Source organism: Mucilaginibacter sp. GW821-FHT07G05, assembly GCF_059418565.1.
Window position 1 is genome coordinate 1 of record NZ_JBWKQC010000012.1, and the last position, 25,909, is coordinate 25,909.

Here is a 25,909-nt window from a genome sequence, read left to right on the forward strand (position 1 = left end):
GACCGACGCTTTTCTTTTAATTCTTTTCCTTTCATTTGATTTACTTTAACGTAAACCCTTTTCAGGACAAGACAGACGGGAAGCATAACTATACAATTGTTAACTGTATCTTATCCAACTCAATCCTTAAGCCTGAATATCATCCTTAACGACCTGTCGCGTGATATGTAGGCAGTTGCCCAGCTGATGAGCGTGCGGAATTTGTTGCGGTAATTTACCAGTGAAATAAGGTGAACGAACAGCCACATAAACAAGGCTAAAAAGCCACCGAAATGGAGCTTGTTCTTAAACAGGTCAACCACTGCTTTATTACGGCCTATTATAGCCATATCACCTTTGTCGAAGTATTTAAATGGTACAAGCGTTTTGCCTGTTGCCATAGCAGTAAAGTTTTTAGCCAGGGTACGGCCTTGTTGTATAGCCACTTGTGCCAGTTGCGGGTGCCCCTTTGGATACAGCGGATCGGTGATTTGTACGCTTGAGTCGCCAATGGCGTAAACATCATCCAGGCCGGTTACTTTGTTATGCTCATCGGTCACCATGCGTTTACCAATGCCCAGGCTGGTTTCGGGGATGCCCTCGAAAGTGTTAGCGGTAATACCGGCTGTCCATATCAGGGTTTTCGCTTCAATTGTTTCACCTGTTGAGAGGGTGATCACGCTGCCGTCGTAGTCCCTTACCTGAATGCCCGATTTTACAATAACACCCAGATCGGTCAATATTTTACGGGCCGCGGCATGGGTTTTCTCACTCATTGGGGCCAACAGGTTAGGGCCGCCATCTACAATATAGATCTGGCTTGGTGAACCAGCCAGTTCCGGGTATTCTCTGCGAATCACCCGTTTGCGCAATTCGGCAAGCATGCCCGCCACTTCAACACCGGTAGGGCCGCCGCCGGCAATTACAATGGTAAGCAGTTTTCTTTTTTCTTCGGCATCAGTAGCCAGGGTTGCTTTTTCGAGCGTGTTCAGCAAAGTGTTACGCATTTTCAGCGCATCATCAATGGTCTTCATCGGGATGGCGTATTTCTGCACGTTCTCGTTACCAAAAAAGTTTGATTTGGCACCGCTCGCAAACACCAGATAATCGTATTCAATGCTGCCGTTGCTCAGGTAGGCTACCTTGTTTTGGGTATCAACCTTTTGCAGTTCGGCCATGCGGAAGCGCAGGCTTTTGTTTCTGAATAATTTACGGAAAGGGTAGCTGATGTTTGATGGTTCCAAGAAACTGGTAGCTACCTGGTATAGCAGGGGAGGAAAGTAGTTGTAGTTGTGCCTGTCTACCAGTGTAATATCATAGTTGTTGTTTTTTAGCAGTTCCTGCGCAAGGTTTACGCCTGCAAATCCACCGCCTATAATTACAATTTTTTTTGGCACTAATTGAGTTTTCATTTTATTAACTATTTAAAGTTCGCATACAGTACATCATGTTTCCGTTGCCCTTATCAATTGTTGCTGATGATATGCCGTATCGAAATTGAATTATCTATGTATTAAATACAAATTGTTATTTGTGCTAAGTTTGTGTTTTGTTTTCTTTTGGTTGATTAACAATGTGTTATGTTTATGTGCGACTCATAGAATTAAATCGATTTAGTATACAAATTGACATAATTTTAATGGTGTATTTGTAACACTAACGTCAATAAATAAGGGTAGTTCTGCTTAATGCCTTTTATGAATTTTGGCTGACAAAAAAGTGATTTGTCAACCCTTTTTTTGGAATTAACTAAACAACTATTTATGGAACACAGATTTTTAGGTGCATCGGGCTTACAAGTGCCTGTGCTTAGCTTTGGTACTGCTACCTTTGGCGGTGGTAACGAATTTTTTAAAGCCTGGGGCGATACACAACTCGACGAAGCAAAAAGATTGGTAAACCTTTGCCTTGATGCAGGCGTTAACTTTTTTGATACTGCCGATGTATACTCACACGGCGTATCTGAAGAAATACTGGGCAAAGCGCTGGAAGGTATCCGCAACAAGGTGATCATTTCTACAAAAGCTACCTTTAATATGGGCGGCGGCCCCAATGATGTAAGTTCATCGCGCTACCACCTCATCAAATCGGCCGAGGATAGTTTACGCCGCTTAAAAACTGATCATATTGATGTTTACCACATGCATGGCTTTGATGGTAACACCCCCGTTGAAGAAACCCTGCGTTCCCTTGACGACCTTATTTCGGCTGGTAAGGTTCGCTACATTGCCTGCTCTAATTTTTCGGGCTGGCATTTGCTGAAATCCCTGTCAACATCAGAAAAATATGGCTGGGCTAAATACATAGCACACCAGGCTTACTATTCACTGCTCGACCGTGAATTTGAATGGGAACTGATGCCTGCCGGTATAGATCAAAAGGTAAGTACCATAGTTTGGAGCCCGCTATCTTCAGGCCGTTTAGGCGGCAAGTTCCGTCGCGGCGTGCCTGTACCCGATGATAACAGGATCAGCCAGGGAGGTTCGCATGGCCCGGCAACAAACTTTGAGCGTTTGTATGATATTGTCGACGCGCTTGATGAAGTGGCCGAAGAAGTTGGTAAAACCGTACCGCAGGTAGCCCTTAATTGGTTATTGCAACGCCCTACGGTGGCCAATATAGTGGTGGGTGCCCGTAACGAGGAGCAACTGAAACAAAACTTAGGTGCCATAGGCTGGAATTTAACCACAGAGCAGGTGAAGAAACTTGATGCCGCCAGCTATACCGACCCAATATATCCATACTGGCACCAGCGCCAGGATACCAAACTGAACCCGCTACCTAATTTTTATAAGTAATAAGGTTCTTTTTTGGAAATATTGAAAATGCAGTTCCGCCTAACCGGGACTGCATTTTTTGTTCGCGGATAAAAATATAAGATGAATTAACCGGTTTTATATACTAACTTAGGTTAAGTAATTATGCAACAGGTTATTGAAACTTTTGTAAGGCTATTCAGCATATCAACCGTAAGGTATTTTATACTGGCGGGGATACCTTTTTTGCTGTATTATAAATTGCTTAACGGCTGGTACAGTCAATCAAAAATTCAAAAGCGCGAAGCTGCCGGGAGCGATTTTTTTCGGGATATACTGCATTCCATGCAAACTACAGCGGTATTTACGGTTATTGGTTTCGCTATCTTATATACGCCTTTCAAAAGTTTTACACGCATTTATGAGGGCATAACTGATTACCCTTTATGGTGGATCCCGGTCAGTTTATTTTTAAGTCTTGTGGTACACGATACCTATTTTTACTGGATGCACCGTTTACTGCACCACAAAAATCTGTTTAAGTACGCGCACGTATTGCACCATAAATCAACCAATCCATCACCGTGGACATCCTACTCGTTTCACATTCTTGAAGCGGTTGCCGAAGGTTTAGTATTGCTGGTGATCACGCTGCTTATTCCGATGCATTTCATTACGCTGATATTATTTGTGCTGACGGGCTTTGTTATTAATGTTTACGGGCACCTTGGTTATGAGATAGCGCCTAAATGGCTGCGTAAAACTTTCCTGTTTGAAATTTTTAACACATCGGTTCATCATAACCTGCATCATAGTAAGTTTAAGGGTAACTACGGCCTGTATTTCAGGTTGTGGGACAGACTGCTTAAAACTGAAAACCCCGACTACGTAAAAGAGTACGACCGCATACAGGAACAGCGTTTAAATAGAAAACGTGCCAAAACCTATCAGCCATCAGCACCTGCCGAATTTGATCAAACCGTAAATCTTTCTGCCCTGAACGAGAATAGCCGGGGATAAGCTAAATTTACAGCAGTTTTAATACCTGCTTATGCCAAACAGCCTTTCTGCCATTATCGAGATACTCGGTACTATCGCCTTCACTATTTCGGGTGTATACTCGGCTATGCAAAAAAAGCTGGATATATTGGGCGTTATCATTATCGGCTTTGTTACGGCTATCGGAGGCGGTACTATCCGCGATGTACTCATCGGCCATACCCCGGTTACCTGGATGCAGGATCTTACCGGACCGGTAGTAATATTAGCCACGGCCATCATCACCATATTGTTTAAAAAGCGGATAGGGAATTTCAAGGTAACACTCTTTTTGTTCGATGCGCTTGGCCTGGGTTTGTTTACCGTTATTGGTTTGCAAAAAGGGCTGGCGGCAGGTTTACACCCGGGTGTTTGTGTAGCGCTGGGTACTATCACCGGTTGCTTTGGCGGTGTATGCCGCGATATTTTGCTGAACCATATTCCTGTTTTGTTTCATAAGGAGATCTACGCCACGGCCTGTATCATTGGCGGTGTGGTATATTTCATGCTGATCAACACCTGCGGCAGATCAATAACCGAAATGGTTGCCGTGATTGTTATTTGCAGCATCCGTATCATCGCCTATCGTAAAAACTGGAAACTGCCGGCCCTGTAAATCTTATTGGTTTTATCACTTTAATATGAATGCGCAATGTGCAAATCCGAACGTTGCAGTGTTCGGTTACGATACAGTTTTACAGGTTTTATTTTTATTAACGCATTGATTTATAATTGATTGTATTTAAGGCAAGGTATTGGTTTGTTTTACAGCGGTTTAGCTAAATATCCATAACCTTAACATACTTATGATCAGGAACTATATAAAAATGGCCTGGCGTAACCTTGTAAAAAACAAAGTGTACGCTTTCATTAACATTGCAGGTTTATCAGTAGGCATGGTAGTAGCCATACTAATTGGCCTCTGGATGTGGGATGAATTGTCTTTTGATAAGTACCATCAAAATTATTCGCGCATTGCGCAGGTAAAGCAACACCAAAGCTTTGATGGTACCATACGTACCAGTTCGGCTATTCCTTTCCCCTTGGGCGATGAGATGCGCAAAAGTTACGGCAGCGATTTTAAGTATATGGTCATGTCATCGTGGACGTGGAAACACATGCTATCGGTTGATGATAAAAAGATCTCGCAATCGGGTACTTACATGCAGCCCGACGCGCCCAAAATGCTTACCCTTAACATGCTGAAAGGAACCCGCAACGGCCTTAGTGATATGTCGTCGGTATTGATCAGCCAATCGGTATCAAAAGCATTATTTGGCGATGCCGACCCAATGGGTAAAACGCTTAGGATCGATAACAATTTTCCGGTAAAAGTTACCGGCGTTTACGAAGATCTGCCTTACAACACAGAGTTTTACGACACCAAATTTTTAGCGCCATGGGATCTCTACATCACCACCGAACCCTGGATAAAACGCTCAACAACCAACTGGTTCAATAACTCTTTTCAACTGTTTGTACAGATTGCTGATAATGCCGATATGGCCAGGCTATCGGCAAAAATAAAAGATGTAAAACTACGCAAGATAGGCAAGCGGGATATGAGATTTAATCCGCAGATCTTTCTGCATGGTATGGATAAGTGGCACCTGTGGTCGGAGTTTAAAGGGGGCGTAAATACCGGCGGCCGGATACAATATATATACATGTTTGGTGCTATAGGCATATTTGTACTGCTGCTGGCCTGCATCAACTTTATGAATTTGAGTACTGCGCGATCAGAGAAGCGGGCTAAAGAGGTGGGCATCCTTAAATCGATAGGTTCAAACCGCGCGCAGCTGATCGGGCAGTTCTTCGGCGAATCGTTAATGATCACGGTGCTGGCATTTGTGGTTTGTTTACTGATGGTACAATTATGCCTGCCATTTTTTAATACCGTGGCCGATAAAAAGATCACCATCTTGTGGACTAACCCTACATTTTGGGCCTGCTGCCTGTCGTTTTCGCTAATTACGGGTTTAATAGCAGGCAGTTACCCCGCATTGTACCTTTCATCATTTAAACCGGTGAGCGTGTTAAAGGGTACTTTCAGAATGGGACGTTTTGCCGCCATACCAAGGCAGGTGCTGGTTGTATTGCAATTTACGGTTTCAGTGGTGCTTATTATTGGTACGGTGATCGTTTTCAGGCAAATACAGCATACAAAAGATCGCCCGGTAGGATATGATCGCGATGGTTTGTTATCCATCGATATGGCTACTGCCGATCTGCATACGCACTTCGCCGTTTTAAGGCAAGATCTCATCAATTCGGGCGCTGTGCTTGACGTGGCCGAATCATCAAGCCCCGTAACCAGTGTAAACAGCAACAGCAGCGGTCTGGAATGGAAGGGCAAAGACCCCAACATGACCGACGATTTCGGCACCATCGGCATCACACAAAGTTATGGCAGCACCCTGGGCTGGCAGTTTATTGATGGCCGCGATTTTTCAAAAGATTTTCTTACCGATTCGAGCGGTATAGTTATTAACGAGTCGGCAGCCAAATACATGGGCATGAAGCACCCGGTAGGCGAAACCGTAAAATGGGGTAAAAATTATAAGATCCTTGGTGTTATAAAAGATATGGTAATGCAATCGCCGTACGAACCGGCCAAGCAAACAATATTTTATCCGGATACCAGCATTGGCGGCGTGTTAAACATCAGGGTAAACCCTAAAATGAGCATGACGGCCGCTTTACGTACTATTGAGGACGTGCACAAACGCTACACGCAAGAACCTTTCAGCTATAAATTTGCCGATAAAGAGTACACAGCCAAATTTTCGGCCGAGAGCCGCATTGGTAAACTGGCGGCTTTCTTTACCATTGTGGCCATATTTATCAGCTGCCTGGGTTTATTTGGTATGGCCTCCTTTATGGCCGAAAAACGTACCAAGGAAATAGGGATCCGCAAGGTGCTGGGGGCTACCATATTTACATTATGGCGCCTGTTATCAAAAGATTTTGTGGTGCTGGCTATAATAGCGTTGGTAATAGCTATGCCTTTATCTTACTATTTTATGCATAGCTGGCTGCAAAATTACCAGTACCGTACCGAAATTGCCTGGTGGATATTCGCGCTGGCAGCGGTTGGCGCGATAATAATTACCCTGTTAACGGTTAGTTATCAAAGTATTAAAGCTGCGCTGGCCAACCCGGTACGCAGCATAAAGGCCGAATAACCTATACGTCATCATAACAAAAACAAGGCTGCCGTTTTAATTACTGTTTACAGGATTATTACGGTGGCTTTTTATGTTAATATGCATTGTGTTCAATAAAATCGCTTTTTGTTCATTTTAAGATAAATAATGATCAAATTACATCTTGCTAATTAATTTATATATCTTTAATTAAGCACGGCGCGACTAACCAATGAAGAAAATATCCGTAGTTTTTGTATTTATATTATTTTGTGTTACTGTTTGTTACGGCCAGGCAGAAAAAGTTGGGCACTTAAAACGGCAGCTGCCGTTTATAAAAGATAGCCTGCGTTATGTTGACGCGCTGAACCGGCTGGCCATGCTGATGTATGAAAATGACATTGACAGCACTGTTATTTATACCACCCAGGCACGTGGTATAGCCACGCGCTTGCAATATGCCAAGGGCATGGCTGATGCCACCAATAACCTGGGGATCTATTACGATATTAAGGGAAACCTGCAACTCGCCCTCCGTTATTACAACGATGCCTATAACCGGTATAAGATACTTCACGATACCTCAAATATGGTGCAGGGGCACATGAACATTGCCCAGGTATTTAATGAAATTGGTAAAGATCAAAAATCTATTAGAGGTTTTAAAGAAGCCATAAGCCTTGGGCGTAAGCTGGGCCATGATTCTATAATGGCATTGGTATGGTACAATTATGTACTGATGTATTCGGATAAATTACCGAAAGATTCTGTTGATCTGTATATAGGTAAGGCGAAAAAGATAGCCGCCAAATATAAAGATGAGCGTGTAATACTGGCAATAGAGCAGTTAGTGGCTGACAATTATGTAAGTAATGGTGAGCGCGACAAAGGCGTTGCCATGTTACAAAATACGGTTAACGATGTACTGAAAAGAAATCTTTACTACCTGAGTTTGGACATGTTGATAGACCTTGGCGATATCTTTGCCAAAACAGATTCGGCAAGGGCGGTAGGCTATTATCAGCAAGCGTTAAAGATAAGCGACGATAAAGAATACCGCATCTACACCCAATCTATCACCAAAAAACTGTACGATTTTTATAACGGTAAAAAAGATACCGCGACCGCATTTTATTACAGCCAAAAACTACTCACCATTCGTGAAGAACAGGAGAAAGTTGATAACAGTTCGGGGATTGATTATATTGAATACGCCATAAAAGACCAGCAACTGGATTCGGCAAGGGTACAGGCCGATTATCAGCAAAAGTTTTTGGTATTGGCTATACTGATATGTGTTATGACCATTGTGATCATCATTGTACTGTGGCGCAACTGGAAACAATCGCGCCGTACCACCGAGGTGTTGCGCACCCAGTTTCAGCAAACCGAAACAACTATGGAAGCGCTGGATGTGATGAACAAGAATTACGCGCGTGTGATTAAAATTGTAGCGCATGATCTTCGTAACCCTATTGGCGCTATTTACACCATCACCACCATGATTGATGATGATACCACACCCGAAGAAACCAGCGAGTATGTTAACCTGATAAAGGTATCTACCAAAAATTGCCTCGAACTGATCAACGAACTTCAAAAAACAGATTTCGACAGCCAGCAGGAACTCAATATTGAGGAAATAGATTTTGACGAATTATTAAGTCAGTCGATACAATTACTTAGCCTGCGTGCTAAAGAAAAAAGCCAGGAATTGCTGCTCAATACCAATTTAGGGGTGAAGATACATGGTGATAACGAGAAATTGTGGCGGGTGATCAACAACTTGGTAGTGAACGCCATTAAGTTTAGCCCGGAGGGAAGCGAGATAATGATAGATACCCGCCTGCTGCAAAAGGATATATTGATAGTAATAAAAGATAAGGGTATAGGCATCCCGATAGCGATGCAGAGTAAGATTTTTGATCCGTTCACTACGGCCCGCCGTTCGGGTACGCAGGGTGAGCAGCCTTTTGGTTTGGGCCTGTACATCAGCAAGCAGATCATCGAGGCACATCACGGTAAAATATGGGTAGAAAGCGAGCCGGGCAAGGGTACTTCGTTTTATATAGAGTTGCCGGTTTAACAAACCGTTATTAAAATCAGATTGTCAGCCCTAAATCAGTTTTTTTCTCCGTGGCATCCAAGCGCTGTTATATTTCGTTACTAAGCTAAATCTGCCATAACCCGGCAGGGATACTACTTAAAAAATATGAAGAAAATAGTTTGTTCAGTGATCCTGCTTTTATCAGTAGGATACGTGGCGCTTGCATCATCGCCGAAAAAAATAACATCACCGGTAAATGGTAAAGCTGCCAAGGTTGATACCGCTACTTTTGCTACCGGTTGCTTTTGGTGTACCGAAGCCAAGTTTCAACAGTTAAAGGGGGTGAAGAAAGTATATTCAGGTTTTACAGGCGGCACCGCCGTTAACCCAAGTTACGAAGAGGTTTGCACCGGCAAAACCGGCCATGCTGAGGCTTGTAATATTATTTACGATCCGCAGCAAATTACTTATGATGAATTGCTTGAAGCCTTTTTTGTAGCGCACGATCCAACCCAACTTAACCGCCAGGGCAACGATGTAGGCACGCAGTATCGTTCGGCCATATTTTACCACAATGCCGATCAAAAAACCAAAGCTGTTTATTATATTGATAAACTGAATGCTGCCAAGGCCTATAAAAATAAGATAGTTACCCAGGTAGCGCCGTACAAAGTGTTTTACAAGGCCGAAGATTATCACCAGAATTTTTATAACCTTAACCCCGATCAACAGTATTGCAAATACGTAATACAGCCCGAACTGGAAAAATTCAGGAAGGTGTTTAAAAATAAACTGAAGAATTAAGTATAAAAATCATGTCATTGCGAGGTACGAAGCAACCTCGTCGTCTACAGAGCTGATTTGAACAGCTACGGGATTGCTTCGTGCCTCGCAATGACATATAGTAAATGGATAACCAATGAGATCAATACTAAGTATAGCCACCATCATACTACTGCTGTTCGGCAAAAGCTACGCGCAGCAAGCTAAAACCGTGGCCGGGCACGAAAACAACCCTTATTACTCCAATACCGATACCAAACATTTAAAGGTATCAAACAAGGAATGGAAGAAGATTTTACCTGCCGACCTGTACGCCGTAGCCCGCGAACAAAATACCGAACGCGCCTTTACCGGTAAATACTGGAAACAAGACACGAAGGGTACTTATTATTGCGCGGTATGCGGCAATAAACTCTTTAAATCGGATGCTAAGTTTGCCAGTACCTGCGGTTGGCCGAGCTTTTTTGAGCCGGTGCGCAAAAACAGTGTAAACTATAACGAAGATAATTCATTGGGCATTCAGCGTATTGAGGTTACCTGTGCCCGCTGCGATTCGCACTTAGGGCATATATTTGACGACGGTCCGCCCCCAACCCATAAAAGATATTGCATGAACTCCGTTTCACTTGATTTTGAACCGGATGGTTTAACCAAATAAGGGAATAAACAAAAAAGACCTTTAGCAACTGGCTAAAGGTCTTTTTTGTTATTTATTGATCTTGCCTTTCCAAAAATTGATCTTCTGGTAAAAGTCTTCAAAGTCGAATGGTTTAATAATATAGTCGTCCATACCGGCTTCAAAACATTCTTCGCGGTCTTTTTCGTAAGCTCCGGCTGTCATGGCTATAATTACCGGTCTGTTGCCGCCGTATTCTTCAATAATTTTGCGGGTGGCCTGTAATCCGTCCATCTCGGGCATTTGCACATCCATCATCACTATATCGTAATGTTGCCTTTGTAATGAGGATAGTACTTCCAGTCCGTTAGCTACTACATCGCAGGTTTGCCCAATATTTTGGAGCGCCTTAATTACTATTTTTTGGTTGATGATATTATCCTCGGCAACCAGCACACTTAAGGTAGTATCCGGAACGGTTACGTTGGCAGCAATTACAGGCGTGCTTGCTTCTGTTTTTTGCACCGGAGCCTGTGCCAGTTTATCCATCAGCATTTTTTGAAAGTACGATTGCTTTATCGGCTTATCAACCACAGCGGCGAACAGGTTAAGGTCTTTTTTATTTTCGGGAGGAAAGTGCCCCACCGAACTGAACAGTACCAGCGGCATCTTGTTGCCGTACTTACTTACAATTTGCTTTGCTACTTCAATGCCGTTAAGATCAGGCATCAGCATATCAATAATGGCAATATCGTAGTGTTGGTGTTCAATGGCCTTTATGCCGTCGGCGCCGTGCTCAAATATATCGGCATGCATGCCCCAGTGCTCGCAATGGCCTTGCAAAATGCGCAGGTTGGTAAGGTTATCATCAATAATGAGTGCACGCTTGCCCGCCAGGTCTTTAGGTACTTTTACAGGTTTGTACTCCTTAACGCCGGTGCTGGCCTTTATATGAATGGTGAATTTAAAGGTGGTGCCAACGTTAACCTCACTTTCCACCCAAATGCGGCCTTCCATTTTTTCAACCAAACGGGCGCTGATGGCCAAACCAAGGCCCGTGCCGCCATATTTGCGCGTGGTAGATGAATCAACTTGCGAGAAGGAATTGAACAGTTTATGCATCTTATCTTCGGGGATACCGATGCCGCTGTCTTTTACCGAAAATTCCAGTTCGTATATATCATCAATTTTGTTGGCCAGTTTAATGCTGGTAAGTATTTCGCCGTGGTCGGTAAACTTAATGGCATTGCCCACCAGGTTCACTACAATTTGCCGCAGGCGGGTCATGTCGCCGATAACTTCTAACGGCACATCGGGTTCTATCACGTATAGCAGATCGAGCCCTTTATCGTGCGCCCTTAGCGCCAGCAGATCATAAGTTTCTTCAACTATTTTATGGATGAAGAAAGGGTGCTCTTCCAGTTCCAGCTTGCCCGATTCAATTTTTGAGAAATCGAGAATTTCGTTGATGATCTCCAGCAGGGAGTCGGCGCTGATGCGGATAGATTCTACAAAGTCGAACTGCTCTTCGTTCAATTGTGTGTTGCGCAGCAAACTCGTCATACCAATCACACCGTTCATCGGCGTGCGGATCTCGTGGCTCATGTTGGCCAAAAACTCCGATTTAGCTTGATTTTGAGCATCGGCCAGGCGGCTTTTTTCTTCCAGCTGTACGTTAAGGTCTTTAAGGTGCTGGTCGAAAAGGTATTGCTGGGTAATATCATCAAACGTCCACAACATACCGCTGATGTGTTTGGATAGGGTAGGCGTACAGCAAACATTCAGCACAAACAGGTCGGGTTCGGTAAAGATCCATTGCCAATCCTTCACCCGTTTATCTTTCGATTGAAAGAGCTGCATGCCACGCTTAAAAATATCTTCTTTATTACTGGCTTTGGCGCGCAACTGCTGCATAGCTGCCGAAAGATGGGCGGGCTCTACATTGCCGCCATCTATATTAAACAGTTTGGCAGCTTCTTCGTTCACCCAGCTGTTATTGCCGGTATCGTCAATAAAAACAATGCTTTGCGGTACGGTTTGCAAAATAGCGTTAAAACGCACCTTCAATTCTTCGAGCGAATAATAAGTGCGTGCCAGTTTAGCGGTTTCGTTGATCTTGCTGAAGCAGGTGTTGATAAACTCCACAAAATCTTCGCTGAAATCAATATCATTTTGCCATACTAACAGCATATAACTGGTAAAATCCAGCTGTTTTACAGGCAGCATCACCAGCGCGGCCGGCGAATTGAACAGCAAGAGCAACTCAGGCTTAAAAGCCTCGACCGGTAGATGATAAAACCTGGGTTGGAGCCCGTCGTTAAACGCTTCCAGAATTTCGGGGCTCACATATACCGAATCACTATCGTCACTGCCTTTTTGTATCACACGGGCGGTAAGCGCGTCTTCATACTTGATCAGCATAACCTGATCGGCACCTGATGCCTCCTGCAAATAAGCCATGTTACGCTGCATTATGGCTGTCCAATGCTCGTAACTATCGTTTATGCCTAACCGGGCGATAAAATTTAAAGCCCGTTTAGCCCAGTTGATATTGGTATATTGTTGTTGCAAAGCGTTATATAAATGATTTTATGGCCGCTATAACCTGGTCGGGAGCGCTAATGTGCGGAAAGTGGCCTTCGGCATCAACATATAATAATTTACTGTTGCTGATGTGTTGGTTAAGATATTCTGCAACTTCTTGCGGCACGGCAATATCGTGTTGTGTTTGCAGCAGCAGGGTTTCTTTTTGCAGCTTGCCAAGCTCTTTACGCACGTCCGATTCAAATATCACCTTCGCTACTGACAAAGCCACATCCGGCCTGATCTCGCCCAGCGTACGGGCAAAGCTTTCGCCCAGTTCGGGTTGGTCAGGGTTGCCCATGGCTGCTGCTGAAAAGCCGCTTACCCAGGCGTAGTAATTGGTGGTCATGGTTTCGTACATGCTATCCAAAGCGGGCTGGGTGAAGCCGCCTGTGTAGTTTTCGCTCTCATCATTCAAATACCTTGGCGACGCGCCAACAAAAACCACTTTCTTAAATATAGCCGGGTTTTTAACGTTGGCCAGCAGGGTGATCATGGAACTTACCGAATGCGCAATTACAATGGCATCTTCCAGTTGCAGGTCGTTTACTATAGCCAGCAGGTCATCGGCATAACTGTTCAGCTTATTATATTTTATAGGGCTGTAAGCTGCCGGATCGGCATGGCCGCCGCCTACATTATCATATAGCACGAGGCGGTAATCATCTTTAAAAGCCTGTTTCACGGCATCCCATGCGGTTTGGTCAGTACCGAAACCGTGGGCGAAAATGATGGTTTGTGCGGCATCAAGGTAACCCTCAATATTTATGTTATTCTTCTTTTTCAGATGTGAGGTCATAGCACAAAAATTAACCGTATTCGGGGTTTACGTAAAAAAACGAATATAGGTTTCCTCCTGTATAAAACATTAGCGCTAATGCTCTTAAATGAAAATAATATTCGAAATATAGCTGTAAACGAAGGTTTTAATTTTAGGTTAGCCGGAAGTTAAACTTTGTGTAATGTATTTTATTGGGGCGAAACCGCGAATGAATTGATTTTTATGAAGTGAGTATGGTTTGCCTAATAAACACTGTCGGGTACCTGATAATCCATTATAAAATCGGCAATTTCCTGCTGTTCTTCGGTGCTTAAGTGTGTGCCTGTATATGCCCAGGTGCCATTTTCTTTATTAAGATCGATAGTGCCTAAAAAATCGGGATTGTTTTCATCGGAGGGTTCGGGTTTCTTATCGGTGCCATCCTCGGGCAGGAAACCGCTGTTGAATAATTTGTATACGCCGCTATCCCAAATGCCGCGTTCGGTAACTATTTCTATTTGCCTTGCTTGCGTGGTGCCTTCGCCTATTTTTACAATTACCATATCCTTTTGTATTTATTATTAATGGTACAATGCAGGCGCATAGTTGTTTGTATTTGGTTTATTCAGCTTGTGTCGATTGGATGTTTTTAATTCCTTTTTGAGGCTGTAACCGTCAACTAAAGTGTTAAACAAAGCGCATAGTCAACTCACCCGGTCTACGCTTCGCTGGACCTCCCTCTCTTCGGCTTTGCCGTAAAGAGGGGGGAATAAAAAAGCAAAAATCCCTTCTCTCCGCGAGCGGAAAGAAGGGATTCGAAGTTCTTTATTTTGCAAGATCATCCAACCCTCTTTGCGCAGCAGAGAGGGTGGTCCAGCGAAGCGTAGACCGGGTGAGTTAGCTATACGATTCGCTTTTGCCGCAAAGTGCATAGTTGTTTGTATTTCCTTCATTGTGGATAGATAATTTCGGCAATACTGCATACTCCATCGCCTCATTTTCCTATTTTTGCCATCGTGACTGTAAAGAAAAAACCTGCCGCTCCTCCACGTAAAAAACCTGCCGTTAAGCGTAAGCCATCGCCCCGAAAAAAGAAGAAGACCAACAAGATCAACACCAACCTCATTATTGCTCTTACCGGGATAGCGCTCATTTTACTGTCGCCATTTTATTACGGTTATGTGCTCAATACTTTTTCGTCGGCCTGGCAATGGGTGAGGGATTTCGGGAAAGATCCGCATTACCGTACCTACAAAAGCTTCGGTATCAACATCCCTACAAAATATACGGTGCATGGTATTGATGTATCGTACGCACAGGGTAAAATAGACTGGCACAAGGTAAAGGCCATGCAGGAAGACAGTGTGCACATCACCTTCGCGTTTATAAAAGCTACCGAAGGCGTTTTACTGGTCGATCCGTACTTTAAGCGGAACTGGCGCGAGGCGGCCAAAGCAGGCATTATCTGCGGAGCGTATCACTATTTCCGGCCCGAAAAAAGCGGCAAATGGCAGGCTCGTTTCTTTATGCAGAATGTAAACGTAGAGAAAGGCGACATGCCCATGGTAGTTGATGTGGAAACCCTGAAAGGCGCATCACCCGAACAAATGCGTAAAGAGCTGAAAGCGTTTTTAGAAAGCGTGGAAGCCAAAACCGGCACTAAACCTATTATTTATTCGGGTTTGAGTTTTTATAAAGATTACCTGCAAAGCTATTTTGAAGGCTACCGTTTGTGGATAGCCCATTACTATAAACCCGAACTAAAAGCAGGCCGGAATACCCAATGGTTGTTTTGGCAGCACTCCGACAAGGCAAGGGTGAACGGTATTAACCACACGGTTGATTTCGACGCTTTTCACGGCGACTCGATAGCGTTCCGCAATATGCTGATCACCGAGTGATTTAGTCGGCGTATTCCCACGCGCTTTGGTAGGCGTTCATCTTTTCGGCATAGTCAATCAGGTTGGCATAAAACGGCAGAACCGATAGGGTAGAGCTGTCGCCAATGATCACCAGTTTCTTTTTGGCGCGGGTCATGGCCACGTTCATCCGGCGGATATCGGCCAGGAAACCTATCTCGTTATCGGTATTGCTCCGCGTCATGCTGATGTATACCATATCGCGTTCCTGCCCCTGAAAACTATCGACCGTGTTAATCGAGATCTTTTTTAAATACGGTTGCAATGTGGTTGATGCGCTGATGAGTTCGTTAATGGTATAAATTTGCTGCTTGTACGGCGCTATGATGGCTATCGACGGAAATTGCGCCGCCGGGTAATGTTCGTCTAATTGCGTCGCCATCAATTCAAGGTGCTTCAGCAGAAACACCGCCTCTTCGGGATTGGTTACGCTGGTACCTTCCTGTTTTTCGTTAAAGCCGCAGCCCGCAGTATCAATAAACAGCAATGGCCTGTCTTCGTTAAACAGCAAATGTTCTGCAACCGATGGATGGGCGATCAGCCTGTCCTGGTAAAATACGCCCGACGAATAACCCATAATTTGGTTATGCATTCGGTATTGCTCTTCCAGCAGTATTACCGCTTCGGGGTATAGGTTAACGCATTTCTCAAACAGGGTAGTACCTAATCCGTTTCGGGCGGCCTGTATTGATTTTATGGTAGGTTGCAGCTGACAATGATCGCCCGCTAAAATTACTTTTTGCGCTTTGATGATGGGAATCCAGCAGGCAGGTTCAAGCGCTTGCCCGGCTTCATCAATTACAACGGTGTTAAATTTTAAGTGCCTTATGGTGTAATGGTTTGCGCCCACCAGCGTGGCGGTAATTACCTGCGCTTTTTCTATTACATCGTCAATAATAAACTGTTCGGCATCGTCGGCTGCCTTAACCAGTTTACGGGCTTCGTTAAACAGGGCATTGCGCTGGTCGCGCTCGGCTTTGCCGAAACTGCGTTTGTATTTATGCGCCATGTTTTTGTACTCGCCTGCCTGTTTGCGCAGCTTTTTAATTTCCTTGCTATCCTTATGCTGGGTAGTTTGATGATCGAGCGTGAGGCTCATCAACCTTTCAGATACCCTTGCCGGGTTGCCGATGCGCAGCACATTAAGGCCTTGTTCGCTTAGCTTTTCACTTAACAGATCAACGGCGGTATTGCTGGGCGCTACTACCAGTAATTGTTTTTTGCCATGCTGCAAGAGTTGTTTAATGGCTTGTACAATGGTGGTGGTTTTACCCGTTCCGGGCGGACCGTGCACTATAGCCAGATCCTTAGCCGAAATGATCTTATCAACCGCCGCCTGCTGCGATGCATTGAGGTTAGTAACCGCTATCGGCAATTTTTCATCAGTAAATGCCGGTGCTATATTGCCCGTCAACACGTTGATGAGGTGCCCTTCGGGTTTGCTTTGCATGGCGGCGGCTTGTTTAAGCGCCTTCTGCATTTCCTGGTAAGTATTATCGTCGAACAACAGGTCGATGCCCAGTTTACCGTTGCGGGTCCAATCGGGCAACTCGTCGGTATTGAGGGTGAATTTTAACCGGGTATTATTTTGGTATACAACGGTACCTTCAATACGGTCGTTTTTAGCATCGTGATTGGAGAATAAGGCCACAGGCACCCCTGTACGAAACTGGTGCGCTATATCATGATGGGTGGTACGTTCAACCTCTACCTGCAAATAATCACCACGCCCCAGTTCAGTATCCCTTATGGCAACAGGGTACCAGGTAATGCCGCTTCCGCGACGATCAGCCGCTGATGATGTTTCAGTAAGTTTCAGATATTGGCTGCGATCCTCATCCCATTCCATCTTCAACAGATCAGCCTGCTCCTTAAAATAATCCATCCGCAAATATATTAATGCTTTGCGAGTGTAGCCGGGCGAAATAGTTATTTACCGATTAGTGTAATTCAGCAAATGGAAATTACTGTGTCATTGCTGTGAGGTACGAAGCAATCTCGTAGCTATTTAGGTTTGCTCTGTATACGACGGGATTGCTTCGTCGTTCCTCCTCGCAATGACAATTTTTTATATCCAATCAAAAGATTTCTTAAACATTGACAATATAATCCACCACTTGCTGTTGCTCTTCATGGCTTAGCAAATCTCCTTCGTAATGCCATTTCGCGTTGCTTTCTGTGGTTATCTTTCCTAAGTAGTCTGGGTTGGCCGCGTCGGCCAGGTCGTTGTTTTCTTTGCCTATTTCCAGCGGTTCGGTAAAGAGGATGGTTTTATCGTCGAAGGCGCTTTTGTATAACTTGTAAACGCCTGTTGCATGCACTTGTTCACCGGGGCTTTTTTCAATTACCGGTTCAATAATCAATTTTCTTTCACTGCCATCGGGGCTAATTACTGTAAAGGTTACGGGGTTGATCATGGGGGCTTGCTTTGCGTTACAATATCAGGACAATTTTATAAATAATTTGTTTCCGTAAAGCCAAGATATGATTACAAAGAGAGATTGAAAAAGTTGAAATATAAAGCATATATTGTAAATATGTACATACATTTATACATTGTTTATTCCTAACTTTTTGGCTATATCGATATGAAAATAAGAGTATTTACTTTTTTGCTGATTTTAACCGGGGTGCAAACTTCATTGGCGCAAATTAAAACCAAGAAGCCTGTGCGCAGGGAGGTTATAATAGCTTTAAAATATGTAGGAAATTACGGATTAGGAGATAAAGCGACTACCACTCAATTTGATGATAAAGGCAATAAAATTGTCAAGGCTAATATGCAGGGTGATAATTTGTTTTGGATGCTGATTCCGTACGATAAAAACCAACCTAACAATTTTCATTGGCCGCTAAATACATATCTGAATGAATTACATGCAGAACCTTATCAATATTTATACAAAGATATTTTCTTGATAAATGATATTAACCAAAATGGGATCTATCAAGCTTTTTGCAACGAGTATAAACTTAACAAACAAAAGCTCATTAAAGATCAACCTAAACCGGAAGAATTTGCTTCCGGATGGAAAAATAACGATGTATACCTGATGCAAACCAAAAGCGGCGCAGTAGCTAAAATGTGGATCATTGATGCCTTGTGGGATGAATATACAGTAAATGACAAGCCGCAGTTTTTTAAGGGACTATATCCTCGTACTTTGAATTTTGAAAACTATCACATATTTACCCTCAAAACTATCATCAGTTTAAAGCCCGTCATCGGCACTGATAATGATGAAGACAATGCATGCATATTGGTAAAGAAAGATGCAGCGTTAATTCCCTTTGAAAAACCAAAAGGCAGATAGGGATGGATTTTTTATGCCGATATTTCATGAATTGGCAAATTTCAAGATTCGGCACCCTTAAGTGCTTATGTAAGCTGATTGTCTCCGACTCATTTCTCTCGAATTATTAACAGATTTTATCCTCGACGATCACTTATTGTCTTGTATTTAAAGATCATCTGATTCCCCTGTAGACGATCATCAGCCCAAAACATTTTAAATAAAATGCACCTTGTGATATTTGCCTGACACAAATTTTGTGATGATAACACAATTATGACAAAACCCGTTTTCAATGTCATGGAGGCGTAAAATAGGTTTAAATACGTCAACTTGGTTTACTAATATCGTCAACTTGGTTTACATTTGTACTGTCGTTTTAAACGTTATGAATACACCAGTACACATCAGCAACACAAGCACAACACGCACCCCGGTAAGCGGTGGCAGCAGCTTGCTAAAAAATACCACTAATTACGTAGTAGGTGCTTTGGGCGAAGGCCTTAAGCAGAATTTTTTAGGCGCTGATATCAACATGGAGTTTTTAACGCTTACCATTCGCGTAATGGCATCGGCATCAATAAAAACAATACAGCAAAAAGTAATAAAGCCCATCGCGGCCAAAACACGCACGGCTGTAAAATACCCATCACTTAGTCAACCAGCATTTTAACAACCACCAACACAATTTAGTAATGAAACAGTTTTTCGCCTCCACCATACATAGAAGCCTTACGGTGATAGCCCTCGTGCTGGCATCGTTTACAACAAGCTTTGCCCAAACAACGGTAAAGGGGGTAGTTACCGACGCCCGCACACATGAAGCTATGGCTTATGTGTCTGTCGCTTTTGCCGGTACCTCACAAGGTATGAGCACCGACGGACAAGGCCACTACAGCTTAACCACCAACGCAACCGACCGTAAGCAGATACAGGTATCTTTTGTGGGTTACCGCACCGTGTTAAGAGATATTGAGGTAGGTAAAGATCAAACCATCAATATAGCATTAACCGAAGAACGTAATAACTTAGCCGAAGTGCTTATTAAATCGGGCAAGAAGAAGAAATATACCAACAAGAATAATCCCGCTGTTGAACTCATTCGCCAGGTTATTGCCCACAAAGCGCAAAACCAGGTAGAAAACTATAACTACGCCGAGTACAAACAGTACGAAAAGATGGCCTTTTCGTTAAGTAACCTGTCGGATAAATTCAGGCAGCGCCGGGTATTTAAAAACTACCAGTTCCTGTTCCGCGAGCAGCAAGATTCAACAGCTATCGGCGGTAAAACATTGCTGCCGCTTTATATGGAAGAAAAGCTATCGAGCAATTACTTCCGCAAAGCGCCTTATGTTAAAAAGCAAATAATTGAAGCCAACAAACAGGTAAAGTACGATGAGAACTTTGTTGATAACCAGGGTTTGGCCGCATACTTTAACCGTATGTACCAGGATATCAATATTTATGATAATAACGTATCCTTATTGAGCAACCAGTTGTTGAGCCCTATTGCCAATAACTCTCCCGATTTTTACAAGTTCTTTATTACCGATACGCTTAAAGATCAATCGCCAAAACTGATTGAGTTGAGCTTTACTCCGCGCAACACCAATAACATGCTGTTTGAGGGTAAAATATACATCACCATGGATGGCAACTATGCCGTGCAAGGCGCGTTCTTAACCGTTAATAAAAACATCAACCTCAACTTTGTGCGCCAAATGGAGGCCTCGCTATCATTTGAGAAAAACAATGATGGCCGTTACCACCTGAGCCAAAGTAATCTGCGTATCGATTTCGGTTTGAACAAAAACAAAGGCGGCGGTATCTTCGGTGAGCGTTTGGTTACCATTAACGATTTTGTGATCAACACCCCACGTCCTAAAGAAACTTACGATGGCCCTGCACAGGTGTTTGTTTCAAATGCGGAGAAAAAGGATGACCTGTACTGGACAGCAAGCCGCCCTGTAAAGCTGGATTCGGCATCAGCCATGGTGTATAAAAACATTGATAGCCTGCAAACTATCCCATCGTTCAGGCGTACTATGGATATTGCCACGCTGGTATTGGCCGGTTACAAAAACTTCGGTCCGTTTGAGGTTGGCCCTATCAATACATTTTATAGCTTTAACCCGGTAGAAGGTTTCCGCGGCAGGTTAGGCGGTCGTACCACTACCTCGTTAAGCACACGCTACTATTTTGAAACTTACGGCGCTTATGGTGCAAAAGACGAACGTTTTAAGTACTTTTTAAGCTCAACATATTCGTTAAATAACAAGTCGATCTATTCATTCCCTCAAAACTACATCAGGGCAAGTTTTCAGCACGATACAAAAATACCGGGACAAGAGCTGCAATTTGTTCAGGAGAGTAACTTCTTCCTGTCGTTTAAAAGGGGCGATAATGATATCTGGTTATACAACGACATTTTCAGGTTTGATTATGTGCACGAGTACCTGAACCACTTCTCGTACGCGGTTGGCTTTAAAAAATGGAACCAAAGCCCTGCCGGCGCCTTATTGTTCCAAAACCTGATGCCGAACGGCGAGCTTAACAATGTAGGCTTGATCCATACTACAGAGCTGTCGTTACAACTGCGTTACGCTCCGCATGAGAAGTTTTATCAGGGCAAATTATACCGTACGCCAATTCCTGATAAGTACCCGATTTTTACATTAAACTATACACAGGGTATTAAAGGTTTCTTTGGCGGCGATTACAGCTATTCAAACCTGGTAGGTAATATCAGCAAACGTTTCTACCTGTCGCAATTAGGTTATACCGATATTACTACCGAGGGTGGTTACCTGTTTGGCAAAGTGCCTTTCCCGTTGCTGGATATTCACCACGCCAACCAAACTTATGCGCTGCAATTACAATCGTACAACCTGATGAACTTTCAGGAGTTTGTGAGCGACCACTACGCCAGCATATTTATTGACCATAACTTTAACGGTTACATTTTTAACCGCGTGCCATTGCTTAAAAAGCTGAAACTGCGTGAGGTTGTTAGCTTTAAGAGCCTTTGGGGCGGTGTAAGAGATGAGAACAACCCTGCGTACGATCATTCGTTACTACGCTTCCCTAATGCGGGCGGCGGTACCTATTCGTTAGGTTCAACACCGTATATGGAAGGCAGCGTGGGTATAGGAAATATATTTAAACTGATACGTGTTGACCTTGTTAAAAGGTTCACTTATCTCGACCACCCGGGCGCGCCGGAGTGGGGCGTAAGAACCTTAGTGAAATTTGATTTTTAATTGTAGTTTAGTAAACCGGGTTGACGTATTAAATACACAACGGTATAATAATTGCATATTATAATCATATAGTTTTTTAAACACCCTGTTAGTTTAAATATTCAGCGGAGAAAGATAATGAATACACAGAACGAGGATAGTAAGAGAGTTGCATGTAAGCTGGTTTATTTGCTTAAACGCTTTACCGATCAGTGGATGGATAAACGTTTGTGCAGTGTGGGGCATCCAGGATTTAATAATTCGCACCTGCCTTTGTTAATGAGTATTGGCACTACAGGTATATCAAACAGCGCGCTTGCCGGCAAGCTTAACGTAACCAAGCAGGCTACCAGTAAGGTAATTAAAGAACTGGAGAACATACACCTTGTTAAAAGCGAAAAAAGTGCTAATGACGCGCGTGTAGCCATGTTATACCTTACCAACGAGGGCGAAAGCTTTTACCAGAACGTAAAGAAACAGGTGTTTGAATTAGAAGACGAATATAAAAAAGTAGTAGGAGTTAAAAATTACGAGATAGCTATAGATGTAATGCTGAAGCTGATCACTTTTCACGAAGAAAATAACTGTGTTTAACAATAAGAGGCTGGTTTAATACAAACTGATAACCTGCTTTATATTCAAAGACACATCCTATATATCGCCCGGCCGTGGTTTACCCACCGGCCGTTTTTTTTGCTTTATAGTTTCACTCATCCTGACATCGCTTTGCTCGTCGTCCCTCTCTACGTAAACGTAAAGAGGGATTTTTGATTTTAGTATCAATAACCCTCTTTGAGCAAAGCTCAGAGAGGGTGGTCCAGCGAAGCGTAGACCGGGTGAGTCAATCGTAAACTACACTATAAATAGTATCGATATAACGCTGATCAATAAATGGAAAACGCCCATCACCAGCCTGTCCGACTGTTCATCGTTCAATTTGTAATCGAGCGGGTTTATCTTTAGTTTGCGTAGTATTAAAATACCCGATACACCTGTTATCAGGGTTAAGCCAATTACCAGAAATTGGGTCTTATCGTAAAAATTCTCGGCCATATCACTTATCTTTTAGGTAGCCTGGTCAGTTACAGGAATATAATTAATACATATTTATATCTAAATATTATAAAGTATAGTATTTATTGTGTTCATTATAATAAACGTGTTCACTTTGTTCATTCTGCCCTTTTTGAGCTCGAAACGGCAATTCTCACTTAACTTTCCAATAAATAAGACCGTATTAAACGGAGCATCAAAATGCCTGCGATGCGTATGATTTCAACAGCGGGAATTTAATAAGGATAGCTGCGATTGATAAGGCTGGTTTTGAAAAACATCTAATCACTATATGATATGAACAACGGAGACATCTTAGCCGATAAACTTGACTTTACATACAAAAAGGAGGAAGGCCCGGGTGAAGTACGAAATTTGGTGGCTATATGCCGTAACTACTGGTACTTGTTTGTACTAAGTTTAATTGTTTGCCTTGGTGCCGCGTTCTTTTATGTGCAATACGCCCCCAACCAGTGGAATATATTGAGTAAAGTAATTGTTGAGGAAGATAATAACTCACCGGCTAAATCGCTTACTAATGGTTTAAATGCCGATATGGCCTCGATATTCGATATGAAGAACAGTGCCGATAACGAGGTGAAGATTTTGCAATCGCGCGGATTACTGAAAACGGTTATAGCCGATATGCAGCTTAACGTGCATGTGTATGATGATAATGGTTTAAGGCAGCACGAATTATTTGACGAAGCTCCTTTTACCGTTACTATGGATTACAAATCTGATTCGTTAAAGCTGGATGGATATAAGATAATAGTAACCGATGCAAGCCACTACCAAATAGGCAAGTTGAAAAGCGACAATCTGGAAAATGCCACTTTTGGTCAGCCCGTATCGTTTGATCATTATAATGTTACCCTCAACAAAACAAAATACTTTCAGCCGCAGGGCGATTATAAACTGGTTGTAAAAACCATTAAACAAACAGAGAAAGAACTTTCTTCGGCTTTCGCGGTAGGGTTGGATGATAAGCAAGCCACCGTGATTAACCTGCAATTAAGCTACAATAATCCTAAACGGGGTGAGCAGGTACTTGAAAAACTAATGGAAGTTTACCTGCGAAACAACCGCGCCAACAAGATCCGTATTGCCGATAGCACCATGAAGTTCATCAACACCCGTTTGGCGGTGGTTGGTACCGAACTGAATAATGCCGAAAAAACACTGGAACAATACAAGGTAAAAAACAAAATATCAGACATTAACGCCCAGGCCAAGGCATTGATAACCGGTGCCGACGAATATCAGGGCAAACTGAATGATAACGAGGTGCAATTGGCTATAGCTAACGATTTGTACAAGTACGTTAACGATGGCAATAATCCGCAGGTTGTACCAAGCTCGCTTATCACCAAGGATATGGCATTTGGTACGGCTATAAACGGCTATAACGAAATGCTGCTGCGCAGAGAGCAACTGAAATTGACATTAACCGAATCGAGCAATATTATCAAGAACCTCGATCAGCAAATTGAGCTGGCCAGGCTTGCGCTGATGTCGAGCCTGAAAAATTACAGACAGAGTTTGCAGGTATCGTTGTCGGCCTTTAAAAGGCAGAACGCCACCATTGAAGGTAAAATATCAAGCGCCCCTGTTAAAGAACGAATCTACCTGGACTACGCCCGCCAGCAAAGCTTGAAGCAGGATCTTTACCTGTTCCTGCTGCAAAAGCGTGAAGAGACGGCCATCTCGCAAACGGCTACGCTGGCCAGCTGCCGGGTGCTTGATGAAGCCGAAAGCATTGATGAGCCATTCGCCCCCAAAAAATCACTGATCTATATGATCGCTTTGTTTGCCGGGGTATTTATACCGGCTGCGGGTTTAAGCGCCAAGGAGATCTTTAACATCCGCATCAATACCAAATCAGATATTGAGAAACATACCAATGTGCCGCTGCTGGGCGAAATCAGCCGCAATGTAAACCGTAAAAAGTTGTTGGTGTATAACGATAACAGGTCTATCATATCTGAAGAAATAAGGGCCTTGCGTACCAGTTTAAAATACGTTACCGAAAAAGGAAAGTGTAATGTGATCCTGTTCACCTCCAGCATGAGCGGCGAGGGTAAATCATTCATCTCGCTTAATTTGGGTAACTCCATCGCGCTTTCGGGCAAAAAAGTTGTATTGTTAGAGCTCGACTTACGTAAACCACGCCTGCTCGAAAATATTGGGGTTGATAACAATTACGGCTTCACCAATTATGTAATATCAAGCGAAAAGAATGCCATTGATAAACTCATCAAGCCATCAACCTTTAACGATAATTTCTCTTTCATCTCATCGGGCCCCATACCGCCAAACCCGGCAGAACTGCTGATGAGCGACAAGTTGAAAACATTGATAGATGACCTGAAAACCCGTTTCGATTATGTGATTATTGATACAGCCCCGGTAGGCATGGTATCTGACGCGCTGATTATTGAGGAGTTTTCCGACATTACTTTTTACGTGGTAAGGCAAAACTACACGCTCAAATCGCAGCTGGGAATAGTGAACGATCTGCACAAAACTAAAAAGGCAAAACACCTGTACCTTATAGTAAATGATATCGAAATTAAAAAGAATAGCATAACAGGCTATGGCCACGGTTATGGTAATTACGGCTACCAAATACCCGAACCAACCAGCAACAAGTTTTCGGCACTGATAAAAAGATTAAAGCCGGTAACCAGATAAAGT

20 protein-coding genes are annotated in these 25,909 nt (G+C 43.2%); 13 read left to right on the forward strand and 7 right to left on the reverse strand.

Annotated elements, in window-relative coordinates:
- Positions 1-119: 119 nt before the first annotated feature.
- Positions 120-1,391 (reverse strand): NAD(P)/FAD-dependent oxidoreductase, encoded by a 1,272-nt coding sequence (locus AC07NA_RS23220; protein ID WP_494900164.1) that lies wholly within the window; start codon positions 1,389-1,391, stop codon positions 120-122.
- Between the two features lie 351 nt (positions 1,392-1,742).
- On the opposite strand from AC07NA_RS23220, the gene AC07NA_RS23225 reads away from it, so the two are divergent.
- From AC07NA_RS23225 to msrB, 7 genes are all read left to right on the forward strand, one after another.
- A complete protein-coding gene (locus AC07NA_RS23225) occupies positions 1,743-2,777 on the forward strand; it encodes an aldo/keto reductase (protein WP_494900165.1) in 1,035 nt (344 codons plus the stop codon).
- A 123-nt stretch (positions 2,778-2,900) separates the two neighbouring features.
- On the forward strand, positions 2,901-3,755 hold the full coding sequence (locus tag AC07NA_RS23230) for a sterol desaturase family protein (RefSeq protein WP_494900167.1): 855 nt from the start codon (positions 2,901-2,903) through the stop codon (positions 3,753-3,755).
- Positions 3,756-3,786: 31 nt separating this feature from the next.
- A complete protein-coding gene (locus AC07NA_RS23235) occupies positions 3,787-4,389 on the forward strand; it encodes a trimeric intracellular cation channel family protein (protein ID WP_494900168.1) in 603 nt (200 codons plus the stop codon).
- Between the two features lie 190 nt (positions 4,390-4,579).
- Positions 4,580-6,958: an ABC transporter permease gene (locus AC07NA_RS23240; protein ID WP_494900169.1), complete on the forward strand. Its 2,379-nt coding sequence runs from the start codon at positions 4,580-4,582 to the stop codon at positions 6,956-6,958.
- A 193-nt stretch (positions 6,959-7,151) separates the two neighbouring features.
- Positions 7,152-9,005, forward strand: a complete 1,854-nt coding sequence (locus AC07NA_RS23245) for an ATP-binding protein (protein WP_494900170.1) — start codon at positions 7,152-7,154, stop codon at positions 9,003-9,005.
- Between the two features lie 126 nt (positions 9,006-9,131).
- A complete protein-coding gene (msrA, locus tag AC07NA_RS23250; RefSeq protein ID WP_494900172.1) occupies positions 9,132-9,770 on the forward strand; it encodes a peptide-methionine (S)-S-oxide reductase MsrA in 639 nt (212 codons plus the stop codon).
- A 115-nt stretch (positions 9,771-9,885) separates the two neighbouring features.
- Positions 9,886-10,407 carry a peptide-methionine (R)-S-oxide reductase MsrB gene (gene msrB, locus AC07NA_RS23255; protein WP_345211114.1) on the forward strand — a complete coding sequence of 174 codons (522 nt, stop codon included), beginning with the start codon at positions 9,886-9,888 and terminating at the stop codon, positions 10,405-10,407.
- Between the two features lie 48 nt (positions 10,408-10,455).
- Here the strand turns inward: msrB and AC07NA_RS23260 are convergent, their stop codons facing one another.
- From AC07NA_RS23260 to AC07NA_RS23270, 3 genes are all read right to left on the reverse strand, one after another.
- Positions 10,456-12,936 carry a hybrid sensor histidine kinase/response regulator gene (locus AC07NA_RS23260; protein ID WP_494900173.1) on the reverse strand — a complete coding sequence of 827 codons (2,481 nt, stop codon included), beginning with the start codon at positions 12,934-12,936 and terminating at the stop codon, positions 10,456-10,458.
- Positions 12,937-12,940: 4 nt separating this feature from the next.
- Entirely contained in the window at positions 12,941-13,747 is an 807-nt protein-coding gene (locus tag AC07NA_RS23265) for an alpha/beta fold hydrolase (RefSeq protein WP_494900174.1), read from the reverse strand.
- A 224-nt stretch (positions 13,748-13,971) separates the two neighbouring features.
- Positions 13,972-14,271 (reverse strand): hypothetical protein, encoded by a 300-nt coding sequence (locus tag AC07NA_RS23270; RefSeq protein WP_494900176.1) that lies wholly within the window; start codon positions 14,269-14,271, stop codon positions 13,972-13,974.
- A gap of 453 nt (positions 14,272-14,724) precedes the next feature.
- Here AC07NA_RS23270 and AC07NA_RS23275 point away from each other — a divergent pair, with 453 nt between their 5' ends.
- Positions 14,725-15,609, forward strand: a complete 885-nt coding sequence (locus tag AC07NA_RS23275; RefSeq protein WP_494900177.1) for a glycoside hydrolase family 25 protein — start codon at positions 14,725-14,727, stop codon at positions 15,607-15,609.
- A 1-nt stretch (position 15,610) separates the two neighbouring features.
- On the opposite strand, the gene AC07NA_RS23280 is transcribed toward AC07NA_RS23275, so the two are convergent.
- Both AC07NA_RS23280 and AC07NA_RS23285 read right to left on the reverse strand, forming a co-directional pair.
- Positions 15,611-17,512, reverse strand: coding sequence for an AAA domain-containing protein (locus AC07NA_RS23280; protein WP_494900178.1), 1,902 nt, complete (start codon positions 17,510-17,512; stop codon positions 15,611-15,613).
- A 205-nt stretch (positions 17,513-17,717) separates the two neighbouring features.
- Positions 17,718-18,044 (reverse strand): hypothetical protein, encoded by a 327-nt coding sequence (locus tag AC07NA_RS23285; RefSeq protein ID WP_494900180.1) that lies wholly within the window; start codon positions 18,042-18,044, stop codon positions 17,718-17,720.
- A 171-nt stretch (positions 18,045-18,215) separates the two neighbouring features.
- Between AC07NA_RS23285 and AC07NA_RS23290 the strand changes: the two genes are divergently transcribed.
- From AC07NA_RS23290 to AC07NA_RS23305, 4 genes are all read left to right on the forward strand, one after another.
- On the forward strand, positions 18,216-18,941 hold the full coding sequence (locus AC07NA_RS23290) for a hypothetical protein (protein WP_494900181.1): 726 nt from the start codon (positions 18,216-18,218) through the stop codon (positions 18,939-18,941).
- Positions 18,942-19,308: 367 nt separating this feature from the next.
- Positions 19,309-19,593, forward strand: a complete 285-nt coding sequence (locus AC07NA_RS23295; RefSeq protein ID WP_494900183.1) for a hypothetical protein — start codon at positions 19,309-19,311, stop codon at positions 19,591-19,593.
- Positions 19,594-19,615: 22 nt separating this feature from the next.
- A complete protein-coding gene (locus AC07NA_RS23300; RefSeq protein WP_494900184.1) occupies positions 19,616-22,180 on the forward strand; it encodes a DUF5686 and carboxypeptidase-like regulatory domain-containing protein in 2,565 nt (854 codons plus the stop codon).
- Between the two features lie 117 nt (positions 22,181-22,297).
- Entirely contained in the window at positions 22,298-22,753 is a 456-nt protein-coding gene (locus AC07NA_RS23305; RefSeq protein ID WP_345212911.1) for a MarR family winged helix-turn-helix transcriptional regulator, read from the forward strand.
- A 258-nt stretch (positions 22,754-23,011) separates the two neighbouring features.
- On the opposite strand, the gene AC07NA_RS23310 is transcribed toward AC07NA_RS23305, so the two are convergent.
- Entirely contained in the window at positions 23,012-23,212 is a 201-nt protein-coding gene (locus tag AC07NA_RS23310; RefSeq protein WP_345212912.1) for a hypothetical protein, read from the reverse strand.
- A gap of 297 nt (positions 23,213-23,509) precedes the next feature.
- Between AC07NA_RS23310 and AC07NA_RS23315 the strand changes: the two genes are divergently transcribed.
- Entirely contained in the window at positions 23,510-25,906 is a 2,397-nt protein-coding gene (locus AC07NA_RS23315) for a GumC family protein (RefSeq protein WP_494900186.1), read from the forward strand.
- Positions 25,907-25,909: the final 3 nt, after the last annotated feature.

Coding starts and splice junctions, on each gene's coding strand:
- msrA (WP_494900172.1), top strand. CDS start 9,132: ATGAAGAAAATAGTTTGTTCAGTGATCCTGCTTTTATCAGTAGGATAC.
- AC07NA_RS23225 (WP_494900165.1), top strand. CDS start 1,743: ATGGAACACAGATTTTTAGGTGCATCGGGCTTACAAGTGCCTGTGCTT.
- AC07NA_RS23220 (WP_494900164.1), bottom strand. CDS start 1,391: ATGAAAACTCAATTAGTGCCAAAAAAAATTGTAATTATAGGCGGTGGA.
- msrB (WP_345211114.1), top strand. CDS start 9,886: ATGAGATCAATACTAAGTATAGCCACCATCATACTACTGCTGTTCGGC.
- AC07NA_RS23300 (WP_494900184.1), top strand. CDS start 19,616: ATGAAACAGTTTTTCGCCTCCACCATACATAGAAGCCTTACGGTGATA.
- AC07NA_RS23285 (WP_494900180.1), bottom strand. CDS start 18,044: ATGATCAACCCCGTAACCTTTACAGTAATTAGCCCCGATGGCAGTGAA.
- AC07NA_RS23265 (WP_494900174.1), bottom strand. CDS start 13,747: ATGACCTCACATCTGAAAAAGAAGAATAACATAAATATTGAGGGTTAC.
- AC07NA_RS23235 (WP_494900168.1), top strand. CDS start 3,787: ATGCCAAACAGCCTTTCTGCCATTATCGAGATACTCGGTACTATCGCC.
- AC07NA_RS23305 (WP_345212911.1), top strand. CDS start 22,298: ATGAATACACAGAACGAGGATAGTAAGAGAGTTGCATGTAAGCTGGTT.
- AC07NA_RS23310 (WP_345212912.1), bottom strand. CDS start 23,212: ATGGCCGAGAATTTTTACGATAAGACCCAATTTCTGGTAATTGGCTTA.
- AC07NA_RS23280 (WP_494900178.1), bottom strand. CDS start 17,512: ATGGATTATTTTAAGGAGCAGGCTGATCTGTTGAAGATGGAATGGGAT.
- AC07NA_RS23245 (WP_494900170.1), top strand. CDS start 7,152: ATGAAGAAAATATCCGTAGTTTTTGTATTTATATTATTTTGTGTTACT.
- AC07NA_RS23295 (WP_494900183.1), top strand. CDS start 19,309: ATGAATACACCAGTACACATCAGCAACACAAGCACAACACGCACCCCG.
- AC07NA_RS23290 (WP_494900181.1), top strand. CDS start 18,216: ATGAAAATAAGAGTATTTACTTTTTTGCTGATTTTAACCGGGGTGCAA.
- AC07NA_RS23240 (WP_494900169.1), top strand. CDS start 4,580: ATGATCAGGAACTATATAAAAATGGCCTGGCGTAACCTTGTAAAAAAC.
- AC07NA_RS23315 (WP_494900186.1), top strand. CDS start 23,510: ATGAACAACGGAGACATCTTAGCCGATAAACTTGACTTTACATACAAA.
- AC07NA_RS23270 (WP_494900176.1), bottom strand. CDS start 14,271: ATGGTAATTGTAAAAATAGGCGAAGGCACCACGCAAGCAAGGCAAATA.
- AC07NA_RS23230 (WP_494900167.1), top strand. CDS start 2,901: ATGCAACAGGTTATTGAAACTTTTGTAAGGCTATTCAGCATATCAACC.